Raw genomic sequence first — 21,652 nt, forward strand, 5'->3', positions numbered from 1 at the left:
CTGCAGCACCAAATTGACGGCATACGTTCCTGAGGCTAGATGCCAGGGGGACAGGGCGTCGATAAAAGTTGTGCCCCATGTGTCCTGGCCAGGATCGCCTGTCCGATTCTTCGCAATTTTTCGCATCTAAAGCGCAGGTCCCGGTCAGGCTGAACAAGAGTCTTCATCAAGGATGCATGAACTCATTTTTCAACCCGTTCGGCCATTCGACCATCGTCAAGGCATCGCATGCCCGGACGACAGGCCTCAGGCTCCGGTGATGGAGGCGCAGTCGCGGTCAGTCCTGTTCAAAGGGGCCGGTTCAGACGCTGATGGTGCATTTACAAACGCGTACCTATTCATTTTGCTCGCCACACTCTTGTGAAGTAGTGAAACCCGTTTTTTCACGCTCTTTTGGAAACGTGAACCAAACCTCAAAAAGGGCTGCGATGGCAGCTCTGGCAGATCAGGTGCATACAGATTGAGGCGTTGTCGGGGGCAAAAGGTTCGATATCAATCGAGCGATTGCTCACCGTTCATCGAGCACAACTGTGTGCAAATGACCTGTGTGGGCGGCTCTCTGTGGGCATTACGGAGGAGCTAATCCGGGGATTAGCGATGCTGCGAGGCCCGATCAGGAGACGTCCTTATAATCGGGGGGAGATTATAGCGATGAAACGACAGGAATTGATCGTGTTTATGTGACTTTTATCAGGTATTCGTCAGGCCGTGATCAACTGGTGTGGTGCCGGACGTACGCCGTGCGGTGCAACCCGTGCGCTGGAGGGCAATGGCTGGTTCAGCCAGTTGGCACGTTGTTCGTTGACTTCGACCCAGTCGCTGCTCAATGGACGCTCGGTGCAATGCTTGAGTGCGCGGCAAATGCCGTTCTTGTCCACGAGTGCGTAGTGGCGCAATGGGCGACGCAGGTTGAACAGCGATTGGAAAAGACCCATGACGTAGCTCCTGTCGAGTTGATGGGGGCTATCCTGACTTCCCGGCGTTACACCCCGATTACATTCCTGTGGCTGAACCATTGCGATGGTTCAGCGGTCCCATTTTTCGCTGGCATCGCTATACTGCGGCACATTTAGTGTCTGGCCTCTGGAGAGATGAGCATGTTGCGTCGCCTTTTGTTCGGTTTGCTTGCTGTAAGCAGTTTGACGCTGGTCGGGTGTGCCCACAGCCCGCAGCAACTGAGTCCTCAACCCAAGCTCAACGCGCAGTTCGCGCCGGTGGGTCAGGGGCAGCAGGTTGTCGTGCGTGTCGTGGATGGTCGTTCCAGCCCTACATTGGGAACCCGTGGCGGTCTGTACCCTGAAACCAGCGCAATCAGCGTAAATGGTGCCGATCTGTTGCCAAAGCTGCAGGCACAGGCTGAAGCGGCCGTTCGCCTGCTGGGCTTTACCCCGGTTTCGGGTGGCGGTAATGGTGCACAACTGACCCTGACCCTGGCCGACCTGAAATATCAGTCGCCCAAGGAAGGCCTGTACGTGACCGAGGCAACCATCAGTTCCACGTTCCGTGCGGACGTGCGCAACAATGGCCGCAACTACGGTGGCCGTTATTCTGCTTCGCTGGATCAGCGTTTCGGTATGGCGCCCAATCAGGAAACCAACACCAAGCTGGTGAGCGACGTGCTGAGCGATGCGCTGACCCGCGTGTTCCAGGACCCGACTATCGGTGGCACCTTGGCGCAATAAGCCTTGCCCAAATGAAAAGCCCGGCCCTTTTTGCAAGGGGCCGGGCTTTTTTGTATTCGGGTGCGGGGGTCAGGCGGCTTGCTGATAGAGATTCAGAAAGCTCAGGCCTGTTTCCAGATCCATGTCCGGAAGATCATGATGCTGATGCCCGCCCAAAGCGCAGTAGACCAGCCAGTGGCGGTCCTGGACGTTGAAGGCCAGTGCGTCCACCAGCTCTTGTTGTTCATCGCTCTGGGCGATCAGATACAGGCGATCCTGGTTGTTTGCGTGCAACATGAACAGCTCCAAAAAAGGGTCGGTCATTCCTTGAGGAGCCATACAGTGCACGAGCTGTGTGACGTTCAGGTGACACCATCAAAAACGGCACCTCAACGGTGCCGTTTCTGTGAAGCGTCGTATCAGAGAGGCAAACCTGCCTTGACCCGATACTGATTGCGCACCGGCGTCGCATATTGCTGGATCAAGTAAGGGCGATGTTCGGCAGGAGCCTCGGCCAGCCTGCTTTCCCATTCTTCCCTGGCGCGCGCCAGTTCGTCGGCCGGGAATACGTCTGCCGCCAGCGGTACATCCAGTGCCGGATCGGCATCGGCCCATTGTGCATAAGCCAGGTAATGCACCGGGAACAACCGATAACCGCCGAGAATCTGCCGGTCCATTTCGGCTGCCAGCAGCTTGGTGTCCTCGAAGGATTCGGTGATCGGTGGTGCGAAGTTCACGTGCACACGGCCTTTATAGCCCGTGATACCCAGCGCAATGCTGACGTCGTCCTCGCCCGGCGTCTTGGTGTAGCTGCCGGTGGTGGCGCGGATGTACAACTCCCGTGCCTTGGCGTGGTCACAAGGATCGTATTCGTAGCTGATCGACACCGGAATGAGGTTCAGCGAACGGATCACTTCGCTGAAAGGCTCATCCTTGCGGCTCATGTGGAACATCTTGAGGATGGCCGACTCGGTACGATCATCACCGTCCTTGGCGCGACCTTCGGCCTGGGCGATCCAGATCGACTGGCCATCGCGGGTAATCGAATGATTGATGTACGCCGAAAGCAGTTGATACGCCGCCATCTTCTCGCGTCGCCCGATAATCGAGCGATGCACGATGAAGCTCTTGTTCAGGCGCATCAGGTCGCTGACGAAAGGCTTTTGCAGCAGGTTGTCGCCAATGGCAATGCGCGGCGTAGGCAGGCCTGCGTGATAAACGGCGTAGTTGACGAAGGCCGGGTCCATCACGATATCGCGGTGGTTGGCCAGGAACAGATAAGCCGTGCCGGACTTGAGTAATTCCACGCCGGTGTAGGTCACACCGTCTGTAGCCCGCTCGATGGTGTGGTCGACGTAATACTCGACCTTGTCCTGCAGGGTAGCGACCGAATCGATCCCGGCGAATTCACGACGCAGTTTGCGGGCGAGGGTCGGTTGCAGGAACCACCCGAACGCACCTGCCAGACGCGGAAAGCGGAATTTGGTCAGGATCGCGAGAAAGGCTTTATCGCTCAGCAGACGTGCCAGTACGGCGGGGACTTCTGCATCGTTGTAAGGTCGGATGGCATCGAATTCGCCCATCATGCTCTCTTGTTGGAAACGGATAGGGTAAAAAGAAGGCGGGTTGCTCTGGCAGCCTTCAAAAGAATGGAGCAATTATACGCATAACTGACAGCGGAGGCCGCGATGCAGGAATTACAGGGTTACGACTGTCCGTACAGCGGGGAGCCCGTGGAGGCTGTACTGGACTTGTCCGGCGGCGATCAGCAGTACATAGAGGACTGCCCGGTCTGTTGTCGGCCGATCATATTCGACCTGAGGACCGATGGTGAAGACTGGAGTCTGGACGTTCGCAGTGAGAACGAATGATGCAGAGAATCTACGAGCCTGAAAACTTGATGGAAGGTGAGTTGCTGCAAGGCATGCTTGCCAGTGAAGGGGTCGAAGCGCATCTGGTCGGGCGCGACTTGCTGGGTGGTATGGGCGAGTTGCCGGGACTGGGCTTGCTGGGCATCTCGGTGGATGACGATCAGGTCGAGCGCGCGCGGGCCTTGATCACTGCGTACAATGCTGCCCTGCCGTTGTCCGGTGACGAGCCGGACAGTTTTCCCGATGTACTGGTGTGTTGAACACCTCCGAATAGAGTTGCCTTAGCCTCATGTGTGGACGTTATGCCCTGTTTCGCTGGAACCCTGCCTTTGCGGCCTTGCCCGGTTTTCCGGCAGACCAGCAGCCGCAATGGAATATCTCTCCGGCCGACACCGTGCTGATCATGCGCGCAGCCGAGGCTGAAGGTGATCTGGAACTGGCACGTGCCCGCTGGGGGCTGACGCCAGCGTGGCTGACCGATCTTTCCCGCACGCCCGCCCATGCGCGTGCCGAAACCCTGGCCGAGCAGCCGATGTTCCGTGAAGCTTTTCGCCAGCGTCGCTGCCTGCTGCCGGCCAACGGTTTCTACGAATGGCGCGGCACCGCCCGTAAACGCCCGTTCTGGCTGACGCCGGGCGAGGGTTCGGCCCTGTTCTTTGCGGCGGTCTGGGAGGCCTATCCGGTGCAGGGCCATACGTATCTGAGTGTGGCAGTGGTTACCCAGGCTGCGGCCAGCCAGCGGCGTCCGCTGATTCTCGATGCCCAGGGCCAGAAAGACTGGCTGGCAGCCGACACGCCACTGCACACCTTGCAGGCACTGCTTGCCTCCGTACAGATGCCCCTGCGCGAGAGGCCGCTGGCCAATCTGGTGAACGATCCAAAGCTCAATGCGCCGGAGTGTCTGACGCCTTTGTGAAGCGGGTTGCATCGTGTGTGAGCGAATTCATTTGCGAACAACCACTATCCCTGGAACCAACCTGTTACAAAGCGGACAAACATGGCTGTTTGCTGCTATCTGGTGCTGAGTCCATTGTCCGCCTAGGATGACCGCCTCGCTTATAAGGAGAAACACCATGCGTCAGTCATTAGCCCTGTGTGTTCTGGGGGGCGGTTTATTGCTTGGCGGCTGTCAGGCTGTAAACACGACCACCGGTGATTCGGTGGGGGTCGAGCGCAAGCAGTACATGTTCAGCATGCTCTCGACAGATGAAGTCAATAAAATGTACGCCCAGTCCTACAAGGAAACCGTAGGCGAGGCGAGCGGTAAGGGCGTGCTGGATACCAACAGCGCCAATGCCAAGCGGGTGCATGCGATTGCCGACCGCTTGATTGCCCAGGCCCCGAAGCTGCGTCCGGATGCGGCCCAGTGGCAATGGGAAGTGAACCTGATCAAGAGCGATGAGCTCAACGCCAACTGCGGGCCTGGCGGCAAGATCATTTTCTATACCGGACTGATCGAAAAGTTGAAGCTGACCGACGATGAAATCGCTGCGGTCATGGGCCATGAAATCGCCCATGCCCTGCGTGAGCACGGGCGTGAAGCGATGTCGAAGGCCTACGGCGTGGCCATTGCCAAACAAGGCGCGGGAGCCTTGTTGGGGCTTGGGGAAACCGGCATGGCGCTGACCGACACGGTGGTCAACTACAGCCTCACGCTGCCCAATAGCCGCAGCAATGAAAACGAGGCCGACCTGTTGGGCCTGGAGCTGTCGGCGCGAGCGGGTTACAACCCGAACGCTGCGGTGACCCTGTGGCAGAAAATGACCCAGAACGCTGGTGGCTCTCAGCCGGAGTTCATGAGTACTCACCCGGCCTCGGAAAATCGTATTGCTTCCTTGCAGGCTGCGATTCCCAAGGTGATGCCGCTGTACCAACAAGCCAGAAAATCCTGACTGGTCCTTCGCGATTGAAGTCGCTTCTACCGTTTTGCAGTGCTGCGAAGGCCGGGTAGGGGCGAATTCATTCGCGAGACGGCTGACGGCAGCAGAGCGCTGTGGTTTTCGTTGCAGCGCTCTTTTCATCATGCTCAGACCCAGCCGCTGACTTGCATGGCCTTGTAGACCGCGACCAGTGCCAGTACGAAGAAGGCGCTGGCGGCCAGACGGCGGATCAGGGTCAACGGCAGTTTTTCGGCAGCGAAGTTACCGGCCAGTACCACCGGGACGTTAGCGATCAGCATGCCCACGGTGGTGCCGATGATGACCAGCCACAGGTAGGAATACTGCGCGGCAAGCATCACGGTCGCAATTTGCGTCTTGTCACCGATTTCCGCGATGAAGAACGTGATCAGGGTCGTCATGAACGGGCCGAACTTGCGGGCCGTGCTCGCTTCATCGTCGTCCATTTTGTCGGGAACCAGTGTCCACAGGGCCGTGGCCGTGAAGCTGGCGGCGAGCGTCCAGTGCAAGACTGCATCGGAAAAGAAGCTGCTGAACCATGCGCCGACTGCGCCCGCCGCAGCGTGGTTGGCCAGCGTGGCAGCAACAATGCCGGCGATGATGGGCCAGGGCTTGCGAAAGCGGGCGGCGAGAATGAGTGCGAGCAATTGCGTTTTATCGCCAATCTCGGCAAGCGCAACGATTGCAGTGGGGATTAACAGGGATTCCAGCATCAGGGTTCCTAAGGGGCGGGTCGACACGGCTATGACACGTACAACCTCCCCGCCCCGGGTAAGGTGTTCGTGTCATAGGTCTTGTCAAACCACCGATCCGTCTGAGCGGATTCTGGGTCGCACGCACCATGGTCTGAGGACCAAGTATGTTGATGCGTGCCGGACGAGCATGTTGCTCGTGGGAGACTACTCCCCTAGGACGGAGCGGATTCTGCCTTCGCAAAATCCATTCGGCAAGCTCTTATTTTCAAGAACGTTTCGCGCTGTAGATCCGGAAGCCATTTCCCTGGGCCCGGATTTCACAGGCCCCGACATGCTCTTCGATCAGCGGCTGATAGCGCAGGAAGCTATTGGCAACCAGGCGTAGTTCGCCACCTGATTTCAGATGTTGGCGTGCTTTTCTCAGCAGGGTTTCAGTGGCCAGATAGTCGGTATGCACCCCGACATGGAAGGGTGGATTGCTCAGAATCGTGTTCAGACCCATGGGGGCTGCATCGATGCCATCGCCGGTCAGAATTTTTGCTTCAAGGCCGTTGGCCGCCAGGGTCAGAGTGGCACTGGCTGTGGCGAATGCATCCACATCGAGCATCACGACGTCGTTGTGCGGGTAGCGACGTTTTACCGCAGCACCCAGCACGCCCGCGCCGCATCCGAAGTCCAGCAAGTGGCCGCTGGGGAGCTTGTCGAGGTTTTCCAGCAGCAGGGCCGAGCCGCGATCCAGGCGGCCATGGCTGAATACGCCCGGCAGGCTGATGACCGTGAGCGGGCCGTCTTCGAGTTCGATCTGGTAAGGCTTGGCCAGGCTTTGCAGCTCGACCGCCTGTGGCGCGTTTTCTACCGTGACTTGCCAGAGCTGGCAATGGCGGGCGCTGTCGAGCTTGCGGGCCCGGCCCAATGGGCTCAACTGTTTGGCAGCGGCTTCGATGCCCCCACGTTTTTCACCCACCAGAAACAGCTCGCGTCCTGCCAGCCGGGAGGAAAGAGCATTGAGCATGTACTCGGTCAGGTCGCGCGCCTTGGGCAGAAACAGCACGGCGGCCTCGAAAGGCTCCTGTGGTGCGTCTACGCCAAAATGCGTGCGCCCGGTGAAACGGGCGTCCAGTGCAGCCTGGTCGCCTGCATGCCAGCACCATCCGCGAGCGTTCGGCAGCTTCCCCAGCAAGTCGTCGGCGGGCAAACCGGCCAGCAGCAACGAGCCTTGAAAGAGTTCAGCCTGTCGAAGTAACACTTCACTGCGCGGGTCCATGTTTTCGCTCCTGAAAAAAGGGGCGAATTCTAGCTGACTACCCGCTTCGGCGCCCCTGCAAAAAATGCCTGGGCGTTCTCGATGACCTGGCTGACGATGCGCTGGCGAGCTTCCCGGGCGCCCCAGGCGCTGTGCGGCGTGATGATCAAGCGTGGAATATCGTCGGCCAGCAGCGGGTTGCCTGCGACGGGGGGTTCCACGCTCAGCACGTCTGACGCGGCACCGCCCAGATGGCCATTGCGCAAGGCATCGGCCAAAGCCTGCTCGTCGATCAAGCCGCCGCGAGCGGTGTTGACCACCAGTGCCTGTGGTTTGAGCAACTGCAGTTCCCGGGCGCCAATCATGTTTCGGGTGTGTTCATTGAGCGGGCAATGCAGCGTCAGGGCGTCGATTTGCGGCAGCAACTCTTCAAGCGGCAGACGATCCGGGCGAGCAGGGCGGCCGGGAATCTGCCCCAGCAAGACGCGCATGCCGAAAGCTTCTGCCAGCCTGGCCACCGCGCCACCCAGTTCGCCATGGCCCAGCAGGCCGAGGGTCTTGCCTTCAAGCTCGACAATCGGGAAATCCAGCAGGCAGAACTGAGAGGATTTTTGCCAGAGACCCTGTTGCACGGCTTTCTGGTAATCGGGCAGTCGTGTGGCCAGAGCCAATAGCAACAGCAAGGTATGTTGCGCTACCGATGGGGTTCCATAGCCTTGGCAGTTGCAGACAGTGACGCCGTGTTCGCGGGCAGAAACCAGGTCCACATTGTTGGTGCCGGTCGCGGTGACCAGCACCAGTTTCAAGTCAGGGCATGCAGCGAACGTGTTGGCATCAAGCACGATCTTGTTGCTGATCGCCACCTGCGCTCCTTTGAGGCGGTCGATGACCTGATCCGGGGAAGTGCTGTCGTGCAGCACCAGTTCGCCGAAGCTTTCACGCAACGCGCCGAGATCCAGATCCCCCAGATCAAGTGACGTGTGATCGAGGAAAACTGCTCTGCCCGGATTGCTCATTAGCTGTACCTTTTTTGTAATAAATTGAAAGAGTAGTGTTGCGAGCCTATCAGCAAACGTTCATCAATATTTTTGGAGGCCCCATGTACTGGGCAGAATTTCTCACTGTAGCCTTGATCCATCTGCTGGCGGTCGCCAGCCCCGGCCCCGATTTTGCGGTCGTGGTTCGTGAAAGTGTCACCCACGGTCGCAAGGCGGGCATCTGGTCTGCGCTGGGTGTGGGGTCGGCGATTTTCCTCCATGTGGGGTATTCGCTGCTGGGTATCGGCATCATCGTTTCCCAATCCATCGTGCTGTTCAATGCCCTCAAATGGGCGGCAGCCGCTTACCTCTTGTACATCGGTATCAAGGCCCTGCGTGCCAAGCCTGCGGCTTTGGGGGACGATCCGGTCAAGTCGCCTGTCGGTGAAAGAACGGCTCGTGGTGCCTATGTCAGCGGCTTTGTGACCAATGGCCTGAACCCCAAGGCGACGCTGTTTTTCCTGTCGCTGTTCACGGTGGTCATCAACCCTCATACGCCTCTGCTGGTGCAGGGCGGTTACGGTGTTTACCTGGCGGTGGCGACTGCCATCTGGTTCTGTCTGGTGGCCTGCCTGTTCAGCCAGGCTCGGGTGCGCGCCGGCTTTGCCCGCATGGGCCACTGGTTCGATCGGGTCATGGGTGGCGTGCTGGTGGCGCTGGGCTTGAAGCTGGCGTTGACCGAGGTGCGTTGAGTTTCGTGACACGTTACCTTGTCGGCAAATCGTCCCTTTGGCTGATTTGGCTGGCGGACTAGAGCGCTAGAGTCCATATTTCAAGCTTCGCCTGTGAACTTTGAAAAGGGACTCATATGTTACAGACTCGCGTTCTTCCGCCAGCCGATGGCGCTTACCAGTACCCTCTGTTGATAAAGGGGCTGCTGTTGTCTGGCAGCCGCTACGAAAAAACGCGTGAAATCGTTTACCGCGATACTGTTCGCTTCACCTATCCCACCCTCAACGAACGTGTTCGCCGCCTGGCCAATGTGCTGACAGCGGCAGGCGTGAAGGCGGGCGATACAGTGGCCGTCATGGATTGGGACAGCCACCGTTATCTGGAATGCATGTTTGCGATCCCCATGATCGGTGCGGTGGTGCACACCATCAACGTGCGGCTCTCGCCCGAGCAGATCGTCTACACCATGAACCACGCCGAAGACCGGCTGGTGCTGGTCAACAGTGAGTTCGTCGGCCTGTATCAGGGCATTGCCGGGCACCTGACCACTGTGGACAAGACGCTCCTGCTCACGGATCTGCCGGAAAAGACCGCCGATCTGCCGAATCTGGTCGGGGAATACGAAGAGCTGCTGGCAGCGGCGAGCCCTGATTACGACTTCGAGGACTTCGACGAAAACTCGGTCGCCACGACTTTCTACACCACCGGGACAACGGGCAACCCCAAGGGCGTGTATTTCACCCATCGCCAACTGGTGCTGCACACCATGGGCGTGGCGACGATCATGGGCAGTGTCGAGCATGAGCGCCTGCTGGGCTCCAGCGATGTGTACATGCCGATCACCCCCATGTTTCACGTGCATGCCTGGGGTATGCCTTATGCGGCAACCATGCTGGGCTTGAAACAGGTTTATCCCGGCCGTTATGACCCGGAGTTTCTGGTGGAACTGTGGCGCAAGGAGAAGGTGACGTTCTCCCATTGCGTACCGACCATCATGCAGATGTTGCTGCACTCCAAGGCCGCCAGGGATGTGGATTTCGGCGGCTGGAAAATCATCATTGGTGGCAGCTCGCTGACGCGCAGCCTGTATCTGGCCGCCAAGGCCAAGGGTATTCAGCTCACCGCCGCCTATGGCATGTCCGAAACCGGGCCGCTGATTTCCGTTGCCCACATGAACGAAGAGTTGAGAGAAGGGCCTGAGGACGATCGCATCACCTACCGCATCAAGGCGGGTGTGCCGGGTATGCTGGTGGACGCGGCCATCGTCGACGAAAACGGAAACTTCCTGCCTGCCGATGGTGAAACCCAGGGCGAACTGGTGCTGCGCGCCCCCTGGCTGACCGAGAGTTATTTCCGCGAGCCGCAAAAAGGGGCCGAGCTGTGGGCGGGGGGCTGGCTGCACACGGGCGACGTGGCGACCCTGGACGACATGGGGTTTATCGATATCCGCGACCGCATCAAGGACGTGATCAAGACGGGAGGCGAGTGGGTATCGTCGCTGGAACTTGAGGACCTGTGCAGTCGACATGCTGCCGTGCGCGAAGTCGCGGTGGTAGGGGTCGCCGACCCGCAATGGGGTGAGCGGCCTTTTGCATTGCTGGTGGTCCACGAAGGGCAGAGCATCGATGCCCGGATTTTGAAGGAGCACCTCAATCCGTTTGTCGAGCAGGGCCATATCAACAAGTGGGCCATACCCAGTCAGATCGCGGTTGTTACTGAAATTCCCAAGACCAGTGTCGGCAAACTCGACAAAAAACGCATGCGCCTGGACATCGTCGAATGGCAAAGCAGTAACAGTGCCCTTTTGTCGACGCTTTGAACCCGCCGGATAACTCTCATCCAGCCTGACCGCATGCTGTGCTCATCGAGCACGGCATGCGTCTGCGTCGGCCATAAAACGATGTTTGCCAAATGTTCAAATTGTTCCATCCTGCGCACCGGTCTGTTACTCAACCTTGTCGTAACAGGCATTCCAGAGGCTTTGATACGTGCAAATCACACTTTAGAGGGATCAAGCAGCAGGGCGTGCTGGATATAGTCGGGACAGGGGACTTGGCAAGAGCGTAAATATGCATTTTGTTTGGCGGCCCTCAGGGGGGCCGGTGAGTGTTGACAGCCAATCCATGGCTGAGTCGTTTCTGGAAGTTCCCACTGCCATAAAAATAAAAGCACATGGAGTCGCATCGATGACAACAGCAATCCCTTTCTGGCGCCGGGCGAAACTTCCTCTGGCAGTCAGTCTCGCTTCCTCGCTCGCCAGTCCCGCGTTCGGCGTTACCTTCAATGTCGGTGAAATCGAAGGCAGCTTCGACTCATCTCTCTCGGTGGGTGCCAGTTGGTCTACCGCAAGCCCCAACAAGAACCTCATCGGCGCCAACAACGGCGGACGCGGTCTTTCCCAGACCTCCGATGACGGTCACTTGAACTTCAAGAAGGGCGAAACCTTCTCCAAGATCTTCAAGGGGATTCATGACCTTGAACTGAAGTACGGCGACACCGGTGTATTCGTGCGTGGCAAGTACTGGTATGACTTCGAGCTCAAGGACGAAAGTCGCGAGTTCAAGGACATCAGCGACTCCAACCGCAAGGAAGGCGCCAAGTCTTCCGGCGCGCAATTGCTCGACGCATTCGTCTATCACAATTACGCCATTGGCGATCAGCCAGGCACTGTGCGTCTCGGCAAGCAGGTCATCAGCTGGGGTGAAAGTACCTTCATCCAGGGCGGGATCAACAGCGTCAACCCGGTCGATGTCTCGGCGTTTCGTCGTCCCGGGGCCGAGATCAAGGAAGGCCTGATTCCGGTCAACATGTTCTACCTGTCGCAAAGCCTGACCGACAACCTGTCTGCGCAAGGTTTCTACCAGCTTGAGTGGGACCAGACGGTTGTGGATAACTGCGGCACCTTCTTCTCGCAGCCCGACGTGATCGCCGATGGTTGCGACAGCAACCTGGCGGTATTGCGCAGTCGCAGTGGGCTCAATACTTCCCTGGCTGCAGCAGGTCTGCCGGCCGGAGCACGGGGGGCGATTTTCAACTCCCTGGCGCAACAGGGCGTCAACTTTGGCTCCCCTGATGAGGGCGCGATCGTGCGTCGTGGCCCGGACCGGGATGCTCGTGACGGCGGCCAGTTCGGCTTTGCCGTGCATTACAACTTCGAGCCGCTGGACACCGAGTTCGGCGCCTACATGATGAACTACCACAGCCGTCTGCCGATCTTCAGTGGTCGCGGCGGGTCAGCGGCTTCGTTCAGTGGCGCCGGGCTGGTCGGTTCGCTTGTGGGCAACGGCATTCCGTTGGGTACGGCGACTGCGTTGGCGCCGACCTTGCTGCCACTGGTGGTGGCGGGCAACTCCAGCTACTACGTTGAATACCCTGAAGACATTCGCCTGTACGGGTTGAGCTTCTCTACCACGCTGCCTACGGGTACGGCGTGGAGTGGTGAAATCAGCTACCGTCCGAATGCCCCGGTACAGATCAACACCACCGACATTCTCTATTCGGGTATTTCGCCGTTGAACCCGAACGTGTCGCTGCTCAGTGGCCGTCCAAATACCGATCAGCCGGGTTATCGCCGCAAGGAAATCACCCAGTTGCAAACCTCCCTCGTCCAGTTCTTCGATCAGGTGATGGGCGCCGAGCGTCTGACCCTGGTGGGTGAAGTGGGCTGGACCCACGTGGGCGGCCTGGAAAGCACCTCGAAAATCCGTTATGGCCGCGATCCGGTCTACGGACCAGGTCCGTTGCCGGGTGGCCAGTGTGCGACTTTGAACGCCGGCACCCTGACCGGAGCCGATCAGAACAACCTGACCCGTTATTGCGAAGACGACGGCTTCACCACCGCCAACTCCTGGGGTTATCGCGCACGTGCCATCTGGGACTACAACAACGTATTCGCCGGTGTGAACCTCAAGCCAAGCGTGGCCTGGTCCCACGACGTCAAGGGTTACTCTCCGGGCCCGGGCGCCAACTTCGAGGAAGGTCGCAAGGCCGTCAGCCTCGGACTGGATGCCGAATACCAGAACACCTACACCGCCAACCTTTCCTACACCAACTTCTTCGACGGGAAGTACACCACGGTCGATGACCGGGATTTCGTGGCACTCAGCTTTGGCATGAACTTCTAAGAACACGGTTTGGGATAACTATGAAAATGAAAATAACAAAGGGTCTGTTGCAAGCGGGTGCGCTGGGATTGTCCTTGATGGCGTCCGGCGTCATGGCTGCGGTGTCTGAATCCGAGGCGGCGAAACTGGGGACCAGCCTGACCCCGATGGGTGCCGAGAAGGCCGGTAACGCCGCTAACACCATTCCGGCCTGGAGCCCCATGCCCAAGAATGCCGGTGCAGTGGACAGCAAAGGCTTCCTGGCCAACCCGTATGCCAGCGAAAAACCGCTGTTCACCATCACGGCGCAGAACGTGGAGCAGTACAAGGACAAACTGGCGCCGGGCCAATACGCGATGTTTAAGCGTTACCCGGAAAGCTACAAGATCCCGGTTTATCCGACCCATCGCGGTGCCACCGTGCCTGATGACGTGTTTGCCGCCATCAAGAGAAACGCCACCAACACCAAGCTGGTGGGCGGCGGCAATGGCCTGGAAAACTTTGAAACCGCAATTCCCTTCCCGATTCCGTCCAGCGGTGTCGAGGTGATCTGGAACCACATCACCCGTTATCGTGGCGGCAGCGTGAAGCGCTTTGTGACCCAGGCCACGCCGCAACCCAATGGCTCCTACAGCCTGGTGTACTTCTCTGACCAGTTCGTGTTCCGCGACAAGATGAAGGACTTCGATCCGAAGAATCCAGGCAATATCCTGTTCTACTTCAAGCAGGAAGTGACCGCCCCTGCGCGTCTGGCCGGTGGTGTACTGCTGGTCCATGAAACCCTGGACCAAGTGAAGGAGCCTCGTTCGGCCTGGCTCTACAACGCCGGTCAACGTCGCGTGCGCCGTGCTCCGCAAGTGTCCTATGACGGTCCGGGTACTGCCTCGGACGGCCTGCGGACTTCCGATAACCTGGACATGTACAACGGCGCGCCGGATCGCTATGACTGGAAACTGATCGGCAAGCAGGAAATGTACATTGCGTCCAACAGCCACAAGCTGGACGACACGACCCTCAAATATGCCGATATCGTCAAGGCCGGTCATATCAATCAGGACCTGACCCGTTATGAACTGCGGCGTGTCTGGCATGTAACGGCAACCCTGAAGGAAGGCCAGCGCCACATCTATGCCAAGCGTGACTTCTTCATTGACGAAGACACCTGGCAAGCTGCGGTCATCGACCACTACGACGGTCGCGGCCAGCTGTGGCGCGTTGCGGAGGCTCATTCCGAGAACTATTACGACAAGCAGGTTCCGTGGTACGCCATTGAAACCCTGTACGACCTGCAGTCGGGCCGCTATGTGGCACTGGGCATGAAAAACGAAGAGAAGAGTGCGTATGTCTTCGGTTTCACCGCCGGCACCAGCGACTTCACGCCTAACGCCTTGCGTCAGGAAGGCGTACGTTGATCACACAAATCGGATGAACTGTCATGACGTGCAGACTGGGGTCTTTTGACGCTGTCTGCACCTAAACAGGCCGCTAAAAGTGCAAGCAGCCAAGCAGTTTCAATGACTTATAGCCAAAGCCCCTTGATTGGGGCTTTTTTATGCAGGGATATTCGGCTCACAAATTGTAGGAATTTTGTTACGGACTTTTCGGTCGCTTCCTTCAAAAGGTCGGTGTTACCCGCTAGTCTCCGGACAGCTGCTATGGCGAAACAATACTCCTGAAGAGCTGGCCATGACTGATCTGTCCCGTATGCAAGGCATCGCAGGTAGCGCAACCTCCGCACTGGAAGGACGATTCTTTCGGCCTCCCTTGCCCTATGGTTATCTGCCTCGTTCCCGCTTGTGCGAACGTCTGACCGAAGGGTTGTCTGGGCGTCTGTTGCTGATCTGCGCGCCTGCCGGTTTCGGCAAGAGTTCGCTGGCCGTGGAGTTTTGCCAGAATCTGCCAGCCCAATGGCAGAGCATATGGCTGGGCCTGAACCCTCGCGAAAGTGATCCGGGCCGTTTTCTTGAACGGTTGCTGGCCGGGTTGCAGCAATTCTTTCCGCAATTGGGCGAGCAGGCCATGGGCTTGCTGAAGATGCGCCAACGCAATCAGCCCTTTGCCTTTGAGGAGTGGCTCGACGGCTTGCTGGATGAGTTGGCCATGCACCTGATGCTGAGCAAACCCTTGCTGCTGGTCCTGGATGATTACCATCTGGTGCAGGGCTCGGTGCTGGATCGTTGCGTACAGTTTTTCCTCAACCACTTGCCCACCGGGCTGGTGGTCATGGTCACCAGTCGGCAGCGTCCGAACTGGCATCTGGCGCGCCTGCGCCTGTCCCGGCAATTGCTTGAACTCAATGAAAGCGACTTGCGACTGACCGACGCCGAATCCCTGGCGGTGCTCGACCGGCATAGCTGCTCACTGGACAGCGATGCCCAGCGCAGCCTGATCCGACGCAGCGAAGGCTGGGTTGCAGGGCTGCGCTTCTGGCTTCTGGCGGCGTCTGAAGCCGGCGATGGCCCTGCTGTGTCGCAAGCCCTGCGCGATGGCGAGATCTTGATCGGTGAGTATCTGCTTGAGGAAGTCATCGACTGCCTTCCTGCCGATGTTCAGGCCTTTCTTTATGAAACCGCCTGCCTTGAACGCTTTTGCAGCGAATTGTGCGATGCCTCCCGGGAAACCCATGACAGCGCTGAAATGCTCCGCTATCTGCAGGCGCATCAGGTGTTTCTGGTCCCGCTGGATGAGCAGGGGCGCTGGTTTCGTTATCACCATCTGTTCTCCGATCTTTTGCGAGCCCGTCAGGGCGCAGGCCCGCAACAGAATCGCCTGCACCTGAATGCCTGCCGCTGGTTCAACGAACAAGGCCTGCTGGACGAAGCCATCGAGCAGGCATTACGCGCCGGTCATCTGGATGTTGCCGCCAACCTGGTACAGAACCTTTCCGAAGAGCAACTGCTGGCCGAGCAGAATGTCGGCATGCTGCTGCGCTGGAGAATGGATTTGCCGGACAGCTTGCTGACCAGCACGCCGCGCCTGATTGTGCTCTATGCCTGGGCGCTGGCGCTGGCCTGTCAACTGGATGCAGCCGAAGAGCTGGCCGAAAATCTCAGCCGCTTTCTGCCAGCGCCGTCTGCCACTGCGCAAAAATCCATGCTCGCCCAGTGGCTGGCGCTGAGCGGCATCATTGCCCGTGGTCGCGGTGACAGCGAAAAGACCGAGCGTTATTGCAACGAAGCACTGCACAGCCTGCCGGAAAAACGCTATGGCCAGCGGCTGGTGTGTCTGTCCACCCTTGCCAATCTGGCGATAGCCAACAGCGACCTGCTGCGCGCCCGGGCCTTGAACCGCGATGCCCTCGAACTGGCGCAGCGGGTGGCCAATCCTTTATTCGAGGCGCTGGCGCATTACGACCGCGCCAGAGTGTTGCAGGCCCGTGGTGAAATACTTCGTGCGCTGGACGAAGTCCGTCAGGGGCAGCAACGTCTCAAGGGTTTACCCGCATCGCGCCTGTATGCCGTGCGGGCACGCCTGACGATTTACGAAGGTTATCTGCTGACCCTTCGTATGCAGGCCGATGCCGGACGTGCGAAATTGCTCGCGGGTCTGGTCGAAGCGCGAGCCTGCCGGGATATCAGCGTGCTGATCGGGCATTGCGTGATTGCCGGTCTGGAAGGGCGTGAAGGGCGCTTTGCCGAAGCCTTCGTCGAGCTTGGCGAAGCCGAGCGGTTGATGCACATCTGGGATGTGCCGCCGATCTACTATCTGGCGATGATCACCCTGGTCAAATGCGAGCTGTGGCTGGTGCAAGGGCGCATCGACCTGGCCGAAGCCTGGTTGCTGCGCCTGACCCAGACATACAGCGGCGGGCTGGCGACGGCGGCTCCGGAGTGTTATCCACAACTGCCGCAACAGGTCGAATTGTTGCGCGCAACCCTGGAACGGATTCGCGGTGATGCCTGTGCCTCTGCGCAACGTTTGCAGGAACTGGATCAGCACGCCCAGGCCATGGGCGCGCAATTGCTGAGCCTCAATGCAATCAATCAGCACATCCGCCTGCTGCTGGACAATGCCCGGCAGCATGAGGCGTGCGAGCTATTGGGCCGTAGTCGGCGTGCGGCGCAAGGCGGTGCGCTGCTGCCTTTCTATGAGCTGATCGACGGCCACCCGCTGTGGCTGCGCGAGCAACTGCTGCAACGAGCTCCCTGTTCTGTGCGCGATGCTCTGCTGGAAAAACTCCCATCATGCCTCGCGCCGCCCGCTGTCGAGCTGTCACATGGCAGCGACAGCCTGAGCGTACGTGAACTGGGCGTGCTGCAACTCATTGCCCAAGGCTGTTCGAATCAGGAAATCAGCGAGCAGTTATTCATTTCCCTGCACACCGTCAAAACCCACGCCAGCCATATCAACAGCAAGCTCGGCGTCGAGCGCCGCACTCAGGCAGTGGCGAGGGCGAAAGTTCTTGGGCTGTTGGGGTGATCGTTTCTCAAGGCTTGAGTGATGTCGTCAGGCTCTACAGGCAGAAGAGTGCGTGAGGGGGGGCGCAATATCGAGTTAAATATTTTTTGGGCTATTAACCCTGCACCACCCGCCTGCATGGCCCTCTGGCCGGAAACGGTTCAGGTGGCGTTAAGGAATTTTTGACGGATGTCATGCTCTAATCCGGTCATTAGCGTTCGTTAAATCAGGAGTTTCATCAATGTCTAGCTCGCGCCATTTGATTCTTGCTGCTCTTGCTGTGGCCATGCTTTCCGGATGTGCATCGCCCAACCCCTACGACAGCAATCAAGGGCAGGCACAAAGCTCGGGCGGGATGAACAAGACCGCCAAGTATGGCGGCCTTGGAGCACTGGCCGGTGCCCTGGCGGGCGCGGCAATCGATCACAACAACCGTGGCAAAGGCGCATTGATCGGCGCAGCAGTGGTCGGCGCCGCCTCGGCAGGCTACGGCTATTACGCCGACAAGCAGGAAGCCGCTCTGCGGGCGAGCATGGCCAATACCGGTGTGGAGGTTCAGCGTCAGGGTGACCAGATCAAGCTGATCATGCCGGGCAATATCACCTTCGCCACTGACTCTTCTTCCATCGCCAGCAGTTTCTATTCGCCGCTCAATAATCTGGCGGGCTCGCTCAAGCAGTACAGCCAGAGCAACATCGAGATCGTGGGTTATACCGACAGCACTGGCAGCCGCCAGCACAACATGGACCTGTCGTTGCAACGTGCCCAGAGCGTCAGCACTTACCTGACTTCCCAGGGTGTGGATGCTGCTCGTCTGTCAGTGCGGGGAGCCGGTCCCGACCAGCCGATTGCCAGCAACGCCGATGTCAACGGCCGCGCCCAGAACCGTCGTGTCGAGGTCAACCTCAAGCCGATTCCGGGGCAGCAGTACGAGCAGTATCAGCAGTAATCAATTGTTCGCGAATGAATTCGCTCCTACTCAGCGAATTCATTCGCGATGGATCAGCTCAAGCCCTTGAGCCGATCCAGCAAACGATCCTTCTCTTCCCACAACCCGTTGATCCACTGCTGGAACTCCAGCCGGTAGGCTTGATCCTGATCGTAGTTCTTGCCGATGAACTGCGGCGGGATCTGTATTTCTTCAAAGTGCGCCACCACCTCTTTCACGTTGCCACACAGCAGGTCCCAATAGCCCGGTTGCCCGCCTGGGTAATGAATGGTGACGTTGACGATCGACTCAAGCTGTTCGCCCATGGCATCCAGTACGAATGCGAGCCCGCCGGCCTTGGGCTTGAGCAGGTTGCGAAACGGTGAGTTCTGTTCGGCGTGCTTGGCTTTGGTAAAGCGTGTGCCTTCGGCAAAGTTGAAAATGCCCACCGGGTTATGACGGAATCTGGCGCAGGTGCGGCGAGTGGTTTCCAGGTCCTTGCCTTTCTTTTCCGGGTGTTTGGCCAGATAGGCCTTGGAATAGCGCTTCATGAACGGAAAGCCCAGCGCCCACCAGGCCAGGCCAATCAGCGGCACCCAGATCAGCTCCTGCTTGAGAAAGAACTTCAGCGGGCGGATACGTCGATTGAGTACGTACTGCAGAACCATGATGTCGACCCAGCTCTGATGATTGCTGGTGATCAGGTACGAGTGCTCGTAATCCAGCCCTTCAAGGCCGCTCAACTGCCAGCGCGTGCGGCCCAGCAGCCTGATCCAGGCATTGTTGCAACTGATCCAGGTTTCCTGGATGTGAATCATCAGCCAGTCGGTCAGGCGCTGGGCAGGCTTGAAGGGCAGGCAGATCTTGAAGACGGTGACCACGAACAGCACTGCGCAGCAGGCAATGGTGTTGAGCGCCAACAACAGCGAGGCAATGACACCGCGCAATGGGGCAGGCAGGGAATCCATGACGGATAGTGACTCCAGATGATAATGGGAAGCGGTGCAGACTGCACAACGGCAGTCTGCACAGATGGCATCGTGATGTGTATCAGGAAAGTGTGTCTGCTTGAATCGCAGTCAGGGCGATGGTGTAGACGATGTCGTCGACCTGGGCGCCGCGTGGCAGGTCGTTCACCGGTTTGCGCAGGCCTTGCAGCATCGGGCCGAGACTCACGCAGTCGGCGCTGCGCTGCACCGCCTTGTACGTGGTGTTGCCAGTATTCAGGTCCGGGAACACGAATACCGTCGCGCGTCCGGCCACCGGGCTGTCCGGTGCCAACTGGCGAGCCACGTCTTCGTTGGCGGCGGCATCATACTGCAACGGGCCGTCGATCAGCAGGCTGCGTTGGGTTTCACGAGCCAGCTGGGTGGCTTCGCGCACCTTTTCCACTTCCTCGCCACTGGCGGAATTGCCACTGGAATAACTGATCATCGCGACCCGTGGCGCAATGCCGAATGCCACGGCGGAGTCGGCACTCTGCAGGGCGATTTCTGCCAGTTCGCCAGCACTTGGATGCGGGTTCATGATGCAGTCGCCGTATACCAGCACCTGCTCGGGGAACAGCATGAAGAATACCGATGAAACCAGTGTGCAGCCGGGGGCGGTCTTGATCAGTTGCAGGGCCGGGCGAATGGTATTGGCAGTGGAGTGAACGACGCCCGACACCAGGCCGTCCACTTCATCCAGCGCCAACATCACCGTGCCGATCACCACCGGATCCTCCAGTTGCTGCTCGGCCATGGGAGCATTGAGGCTTTTGTTCTTGCGCAGTTCGACCATCGGCGCGACGTAACGCTCGCGAATCAGGTCCGGGTCCAGAATCTCCAGCCCCGGCGGCAATTCGATGCCATGCGCCTGGGCAACCGCCTGGACTTCTTCAGGCTTGGCCAGCAGGACACAGCGGGCAATACCGCGCGCCTGACAGATCGCTGCTGCCTGAATGGTCAGTGGCTCGTTGCCTTCAGGCAGCACGATGCGCTTGTTGGCGGCCTGGGCGCGCTGGATCAACTGATAGCGGAACACCGCAGGCGAAAGGCGCAACTCCCGCGGCGTGCCGCAGCGTTGATGCAGCCAGGCGGCATCCAGATGGCTGGCAACGAAATCGGTGATGATTTCCGCGCGCTCGCGGTCATCGATGGGGATTTCCTTGTTCAACTGGTTCAGGCGTGTGGCCGTGTCGTACGAGCCGCTGCTCACCGACAGCACCGGCAAACCGGCCTGTAATGCACCTCGGCACAGCTCCATGATGCGCGGGTCGGGCACGGTGTCGCTGGTCAGCAACAGACCGGCCAGCGGCACGCCATTCATGGCCGCCAGACTGACTGCCAGGATGATGTCGTCGCGGTCGCCCGGTGTGACCACCAGAACGCCGGGCTTGAGCAAAGGCACGGTGTTGAGCACGGTTCGGGCGCAAATGATGATTTTCGACATGCGCCGTTGTTCGTAGTCCCCGGCGTTGAGCACCTGGGCACCCAGCAACTCCGCCACGTCACGGGTGCGCGGAGCATTGAGTTCGGCCTGGAACGGAATACAGCCCAGCAGGCGGAAATCGCCACTGCGCAGCAGCGGGGAATGCTCTTTCAGGCGCGCCGCGAAGACTTCCATGCTTTCTTCGGTGCGTACCTTGTTGAGGATCACGCCCAGCACTTTAGGGTCTTTCGGCCCGCCGAACAGTTGAGCCTGCAATTCGACCCGGCCCGAAAGCTCGGTGAGCACTTCGTTTTCCGGTGCGGACACCAGAATCACTTCGGCATCCAGGCTCTTGGCCAGGTGCAGGTTGACCCGTGCTGCATAACTGGCGCTACGGGTGGGCACCATGCCCTCGACAATCAGCACATCCTTGCCGATGGCTGCCTGCTGATAAAGGCTGATGATTTCTTCCAGCAACTCATCCAGCTGGCCATCGCCCAGCATGCGTTCCACATGCGCCAGCCCCAAAGGCTTGGGCGGCTTGAGGCCGTGGGTGCGGGCCACCAGTTCGGTGGAGCGTTCAGGGCCGAGATCGCCCGGATGAGGTTGTGCAATCGGCTTGAAAAAACCGACTTTCAGGCCCGCGCGTTCAAGGGTGCGAACCAGGCCAAGGCTGATGGAGGTCAAACCCACGCCAAAATCCGTGGGGGAGATGAAAAAAGTCTGCATACCGG

Annotated in this window: 19 protein-coding genes and 1 riboswitch; of the genes, 11 read left to right on the top strand and 8 right to left on the bottom strand. The window is 58.9% G+C overall.

Annotation, left to right across the window (positions count from 1 at the left end; translation table 11 throughout):
- Window positions 1-701 precede the first annotated feature (701 nt).
- Window positions 702-935 carry a hypothetical protein gene (locus KGD89_RS04560; RefSeq protein WP_025258631.1) on the bottom strand — a complete coding sequence of 78 codons (234 nt, stop codon included), beginning with the start codon at window positions 933-935 and terminating at the stop codon, window positions 702-704.
- Window positions 936-1,097: 162 nt separating this feature from the next.
- On the opposite strand from KGD89_RS04560, the gene KGD89_RS04565 reads away from it, so the two are divergent.
- Entirely contained in the window at window positions 1,098-1,682 is a 585-nt protein-coding gene (locus tag KGD89_RS04565; RefSeq protein ID WP_025258632.1) for a YajG family lipoprotein, read from the top strand.
- A 69-nt stretch (window positions 1,683-1,751) separates the two neighbouring features.
- Here the strand turns inward: KGD89_RS04565 and KGD89_RS04570 are convergent, their stop codons facing one another.
- Both KGD89_RS04570 and KGD89_RS04575 read right to left on the bottom strand, forming a co-directional pair.
- The gene (locus KGD89_RS04570; protein WP_025258633.1) at window positions 1,752-1,958 is read right to left on the bottom strand and encodes a hypothetical protein; all 207 of its coding nucleotides are present in this window, start codon (window positions 1,956-1,958) and stop codon (window positions 1,752-1,754) included.
- Window positions 1,959-2,080: 122 nt separating this feature from the next.
- Complete coding sequence (locus KGD89_RS04575) at window positions 2,081-3,247, bottom strand: 1-acyl-sn-glycerol-3-phosphate acyltransferase (protein WP_025258634.1); 1,167 nt, start codon at window positions 3,245-3,247, stop codon at window positions 2,081-2,083.
- 102 nt (window positions 3,248-3,349) lie between these two features.
- On the opposite strand from KGD89_RS04575, the gene KGD89_RS04580 reads away from it, so the two are divergent.
- The 4 genes from KGD89_RS04580 to KGD89_RS04595 all read left to right on the top strand — a co-directional run bounded on the left by KGD89_RS04580 (window position 3,350) and on the right by KGD89_RS04595 (window position 5,424).
- Complete coding sequence (locus tag KGD89_RS04580) at window positions 3,350-3,532, top strand: CPXCG motif-containing cysteine-rich protein (RefSeq protein WP_025258635.1); 183 nt, start codon at window positions 3,350-3,352, stop codon at window positions 3,530-3,532.
- On the top strand, window positions 3,532-3,792 hold the full coding sequence (locus tag KGD89_RS04585) for a putative signal transducing protein (protein WP_025258636.1): 261 nt from the start codon (window positions 3,532-3,534) through the stop codon (window positions 3,790-3,792). Before KGD89_RS04580 ends, KGD89_RS04585 begins: the two co-directional genes overlap by 1 nt.
- A 29-nt stretch (window positions 3,793-3,821) precedes the next feature.
- Window positions 3,822-4,448, top strand: coding sequence for an SOS response-associated peptidase (locus KGD89_RS04590; RefSeq protein WP_025258637.1), 627 nt, complete (start codon window positions 3,822-3,824; stop codon window positions 4,446-4,448).
- A 157-nt stretch (window positions 4,449-4,605) separates the two neighbouring features.
- Window positions 4,606-5,424, top strand: a complete 819-nt coding sequence (locus tag KGD89_RS04595) for a M48 family metallopeptidase (RefSeq protein WP_025258638.1) — start codon at window positions 4,606-4,608, stop codon at window positions 5,422-5,424.
- A 134-nt stretch (window positions 5,425-5,558) separates the two neighbouring features.
- On the opposite strand, the gene KGD89_RS04600 is transcribed toward KGD89_RS04595, so the two are convergent.
- The 3 genes from KGD89_RS04600 to KGD89_RS04610 form a co-directional block, all read right to left on the bottom strand.
- A complete protein-coding gene (locus KGD89_RS04600) occupies window positions 5,559-6,143 on the bottom strand; it encodes a TMEM165/GDT1 family protein (protein ID WP_025258639.1) in 585 nt (194 codons plus the stop codon).
- An 18-nt stretch (window positions 6,144-6,161) separates the two neighbouring features.
- A riboswitch (yybP-ykoY riboswitch) is annotated at window positions 6,162-6,351 on the bottom strand.
- A 39-nt stretch (window positions 6,352-6,390) separates the two neighbouring features.
- A complete protein-coding gene (locus tag KGD89_RS04605) occupies window positions 6,391-7,389 on the bottom strand; it encodes a class I SAM-dependent methyltransferase (RefSeq protein WP_025258640.1) in 999 nt (332 codons plus the stop codon).
- Between the two features lie 29 nt (window positions 7,390-7,418).
- Window positions 7,419-8,384, bottom strand: coding sequence for a 2-hydroxyacid dehydrogenase (locus KGD89_RS04610; protein WP_025258641.1), 966 nt, complete (start codon window positions 8,382-8,384; stop codon window positions 7,419-7,421).
- Between the two features lie 83 nt (window positions 8,385-8,467).
- Between KGD89_RS04610 and KGD89_RS04615 the strand changes: the two genes are divergently transcribed.
- The 6 genes from KGD89_RS04615 to KGD89_RS04640 all read left to right on the top strand — a co-directional run bounded on the left by KGD89_RS04615 (window position 8,468) and on the right by KGD89_RS04640 (window position 18,527).
- Window positions 8,468-9,097, top strand: a complete 630-nt coding sequence (locus KGD89_RS04615) for a LysE family translocator (RefSeq protein ID WP_025258642.1) — start codon at window positions 8,468-8,470, stop codon at window positions 9,095-9,097.
- A gap of 116 nt (window positions 9,098-9,213) precedes the next feature.
- On the top strand, window positions 9,214-10,896 hold the full coding sequence (locus KGD89_RS04620; RefSeq protein WP_025258643.1) for a fatty acid--CoA ligase: 1,683 nt from the start codon (window positions 9,214-9,216) through the stop codon (window positions 10,894-10,896).
- Window positions 10,897-11,263: 367 nt separating this feature from the next.
- Window positions 11,264-13,201: a DUF1302 domain-containing protein gene (locus KGD89_RS04625; RefSeq protein ID WP_025258644.1), complete on the top strand. Its 1,938-nt coding sequence runs from the start codon at window positions 11,264-11,266 to the stop codon at window positions 13,199-13,201.
- 26 nt (window positions 13,202-13,227) lie between these two features.
- Complete coding sequence (locus tag KGD89_RS04630; protein ID WP_025258645.1) at window positions 13,228-14,592, top strand: DUF1329 domain-containing protein; 1,365 nt, start codon at window positions 13,228-13,230, stop codon at window positions 14,590-14,592.
- Window positions 14,593-14,866: 274 nt separating this feature from the next.
- Entirely contained in the window at window positions 14,867-17,599 is a 2,733-nt protein-coding gene (locus KGD89_RS04635) for a LuxR C-terminal-related transcriptional regulator (protein WP_025258646.1), read from the top strand.
- Window positions 17,600-17,819: 220 nt separating this feature from the next.
- Entirely contained in the window at window positions 17,820-18,527 is a 708-nt protein-coding gene (locus tag KGD89_RS04640) for an OmpA family protein (protein WP_025258647.1), read from the top strand.
- A gap of 53 nt (window positions 18,528-18,580) precedes the next feature.
- On the opposite strand, the gene KGD89_RS04645 is transcribed toward KGD89_RS04640, so the two are convergent.
- Window positions 18,581-19,474 (bottom strand): acyltransferase, encoded by an 894-nt coding sequence (locus KGD89_RS04645; RefSeq protein ID WP_025258648.1) that lies wholly within the window; start codon window positions 19,472-19,474, stop codon window positions 18,581-18,583.
- 82 nt (window positions 19,475-19,556) lie between these two features.
- Window positions 19,557-21,647 (bottom strand): phosphate acetyltransferase, encoded by a 2,091-nt coding sequence (pta, locus tag KGD89_RS04650; protein WP_025258649.1) that lies wholly within the window; start codon window positions 21,645-21,647, stop codon window positions 19,557-19,559.
- Window positions 21,648-21,652 lie beyond the last annotated feature (5 nt).

Origin of the sequence: Pseudomonas cichorii, from assembly GCF_018343775.1 — a bacterium.
In the GTDB taxonomy this organism is placed as follows: Bacteria; Pseudomonadota; Gammaproteobacteria; order Pseudomonadales; family Pseudomonadaceae; genus Aquipseudomonas; species Aquipseudomonas cichorii.

Bases quoted from the DNA above. Each gene is read 5' to 3' on its own strand.
- KGD89_RS04590 (WP_025258637.1), top strand. From the start codon at position 3,822: ATGTGTGGACGTTATGCCCTGTTTCGCTGGAACCCTGCCTTTGCGGCC.
- KGD89_RS04645 (WP_025258648.1), bottom strand. From the start codon at position 19,474: ATGGATTCCCTGCCTGCCCCATTGCGCGGTGTCATTGCCTCGCTGTTG.
- KGD89_RS04615 (WP_025258642.1), top strand. From the start codon at position 8,468: ATGTACTGGGCAGAATTTCTCACTGTAGCCTTGATCCATCTGCTGGCG.
- KGD89_RS04575 (WP_025258634.1), bottom strand. From the start codon at position 3,247: ATGATGGGCGAATTCGATGCCATCCGACCTTACAACGATGCAGAAGTC.
- KGD89_RS04585 (WP_025258636.1), top strand. From the start codon at position 3,532: ATGCAGAGAATCTACGAGCCTGAAAACTTGATGGAAGGTGAGTTGCTG.
- KGD89_RS04600 (WP_025258639.1), bottom strand. From the start codon at position 6,143: ATGCTGGAATCCCTGTTAATCCCCACTGCAATCGTTGCGCTTGCCGAG.
- KGD89_RS04640 (WP_025258647.1), top strand. From the start codon at position 17,820: ATGTCTAGCTCGCGCCATTTGATTCTTGCTGCTCTTGCTGTGGCCATG.
- KGD89_RS04625 (WP_025258644.1), top strand. From the start codon at position 11,264: ATGACAACAGCAATCCCTTTCTGGCGCCGGGCGAAACTTCCTCTGGCA.
- KGD89_RS04635 (WP_025258646.1), top strand. From the start codon at position 14,867: ATGACTGATCTGTCCCGTATGCAAGGCATCGCAGGTAGCGCAACCTCC.
- KGD89_RS04570 (WP_025258633.1), bottom strand. From the start codon at position 1,958: ATGTTGCACGCAAACAACCAGGATCGCCTGTATCTGATCGCCCAGAGC.
- KGD89_RS04565 (WP_025258632.1), top strand. From the start codon at position 1,098: ATGTTGCGTCGCCTTTTGTTCGGTTTGCTTGCTGTAAGCAGTTTGACG.
- KGD89_RS04610 (WP_025258641.1), bottom strand. From the start codon at position 8,384: ATGAGCAATCCGGGCAGAGCAGTTTTCCTCGATCACACGTCACTTGAT.
- KGD89_RS04580 (WP_025258635.1), top strand. From the start codon at position 3,350: ATGCAGGAATTACAGGGTTACGACTGTCCGTACAGCGGGGAGCCCGTG.
- KGD89_RS04560 (WP_025258631.1), bottom strand. From the start codon at position 935: ATGGGTCTTTTCCAATCGCTGTTCAACCTGCGTCGCCCATTGCGCCAC.
- KGD89_RS04605 (WP_025258640.1), bottom strand. From the start codon at position 7,389: ATGGACCCGCGCAGTGAAGTGTTACTTCGACAGGCTGAACTCTTTCAA.
- KGD89_RS04630 (WP_025258645.1), top strand. From the start codon at position 13,228: ATGAAAATAACAAAGGGTCTGTTGCAAGCGGGTGCGCTGGGATTGTCC.
- pta (WP_025258649.1), bottom strand. From the start codon at position 21,647: ATGCAGACTTTTTTCATCTCCCCCACGGATTTTGGCGTGGGTTTGACC.
- KGD89_RS04595 (WP_025258638.1), top strand. From the start codon at position 4,606: ATGCGTCAGTCATTAGCCCTGTGTGTTCTGGGGGGCGGTTTATTGCTT.
- KGD89_RS04620 (WP_025258643.1), top strand. From the start codon at position 9,214: ATGTTACAGACTCGCGTTCTTCCGCCAGCCGATGGCGCTTACCAGTAC.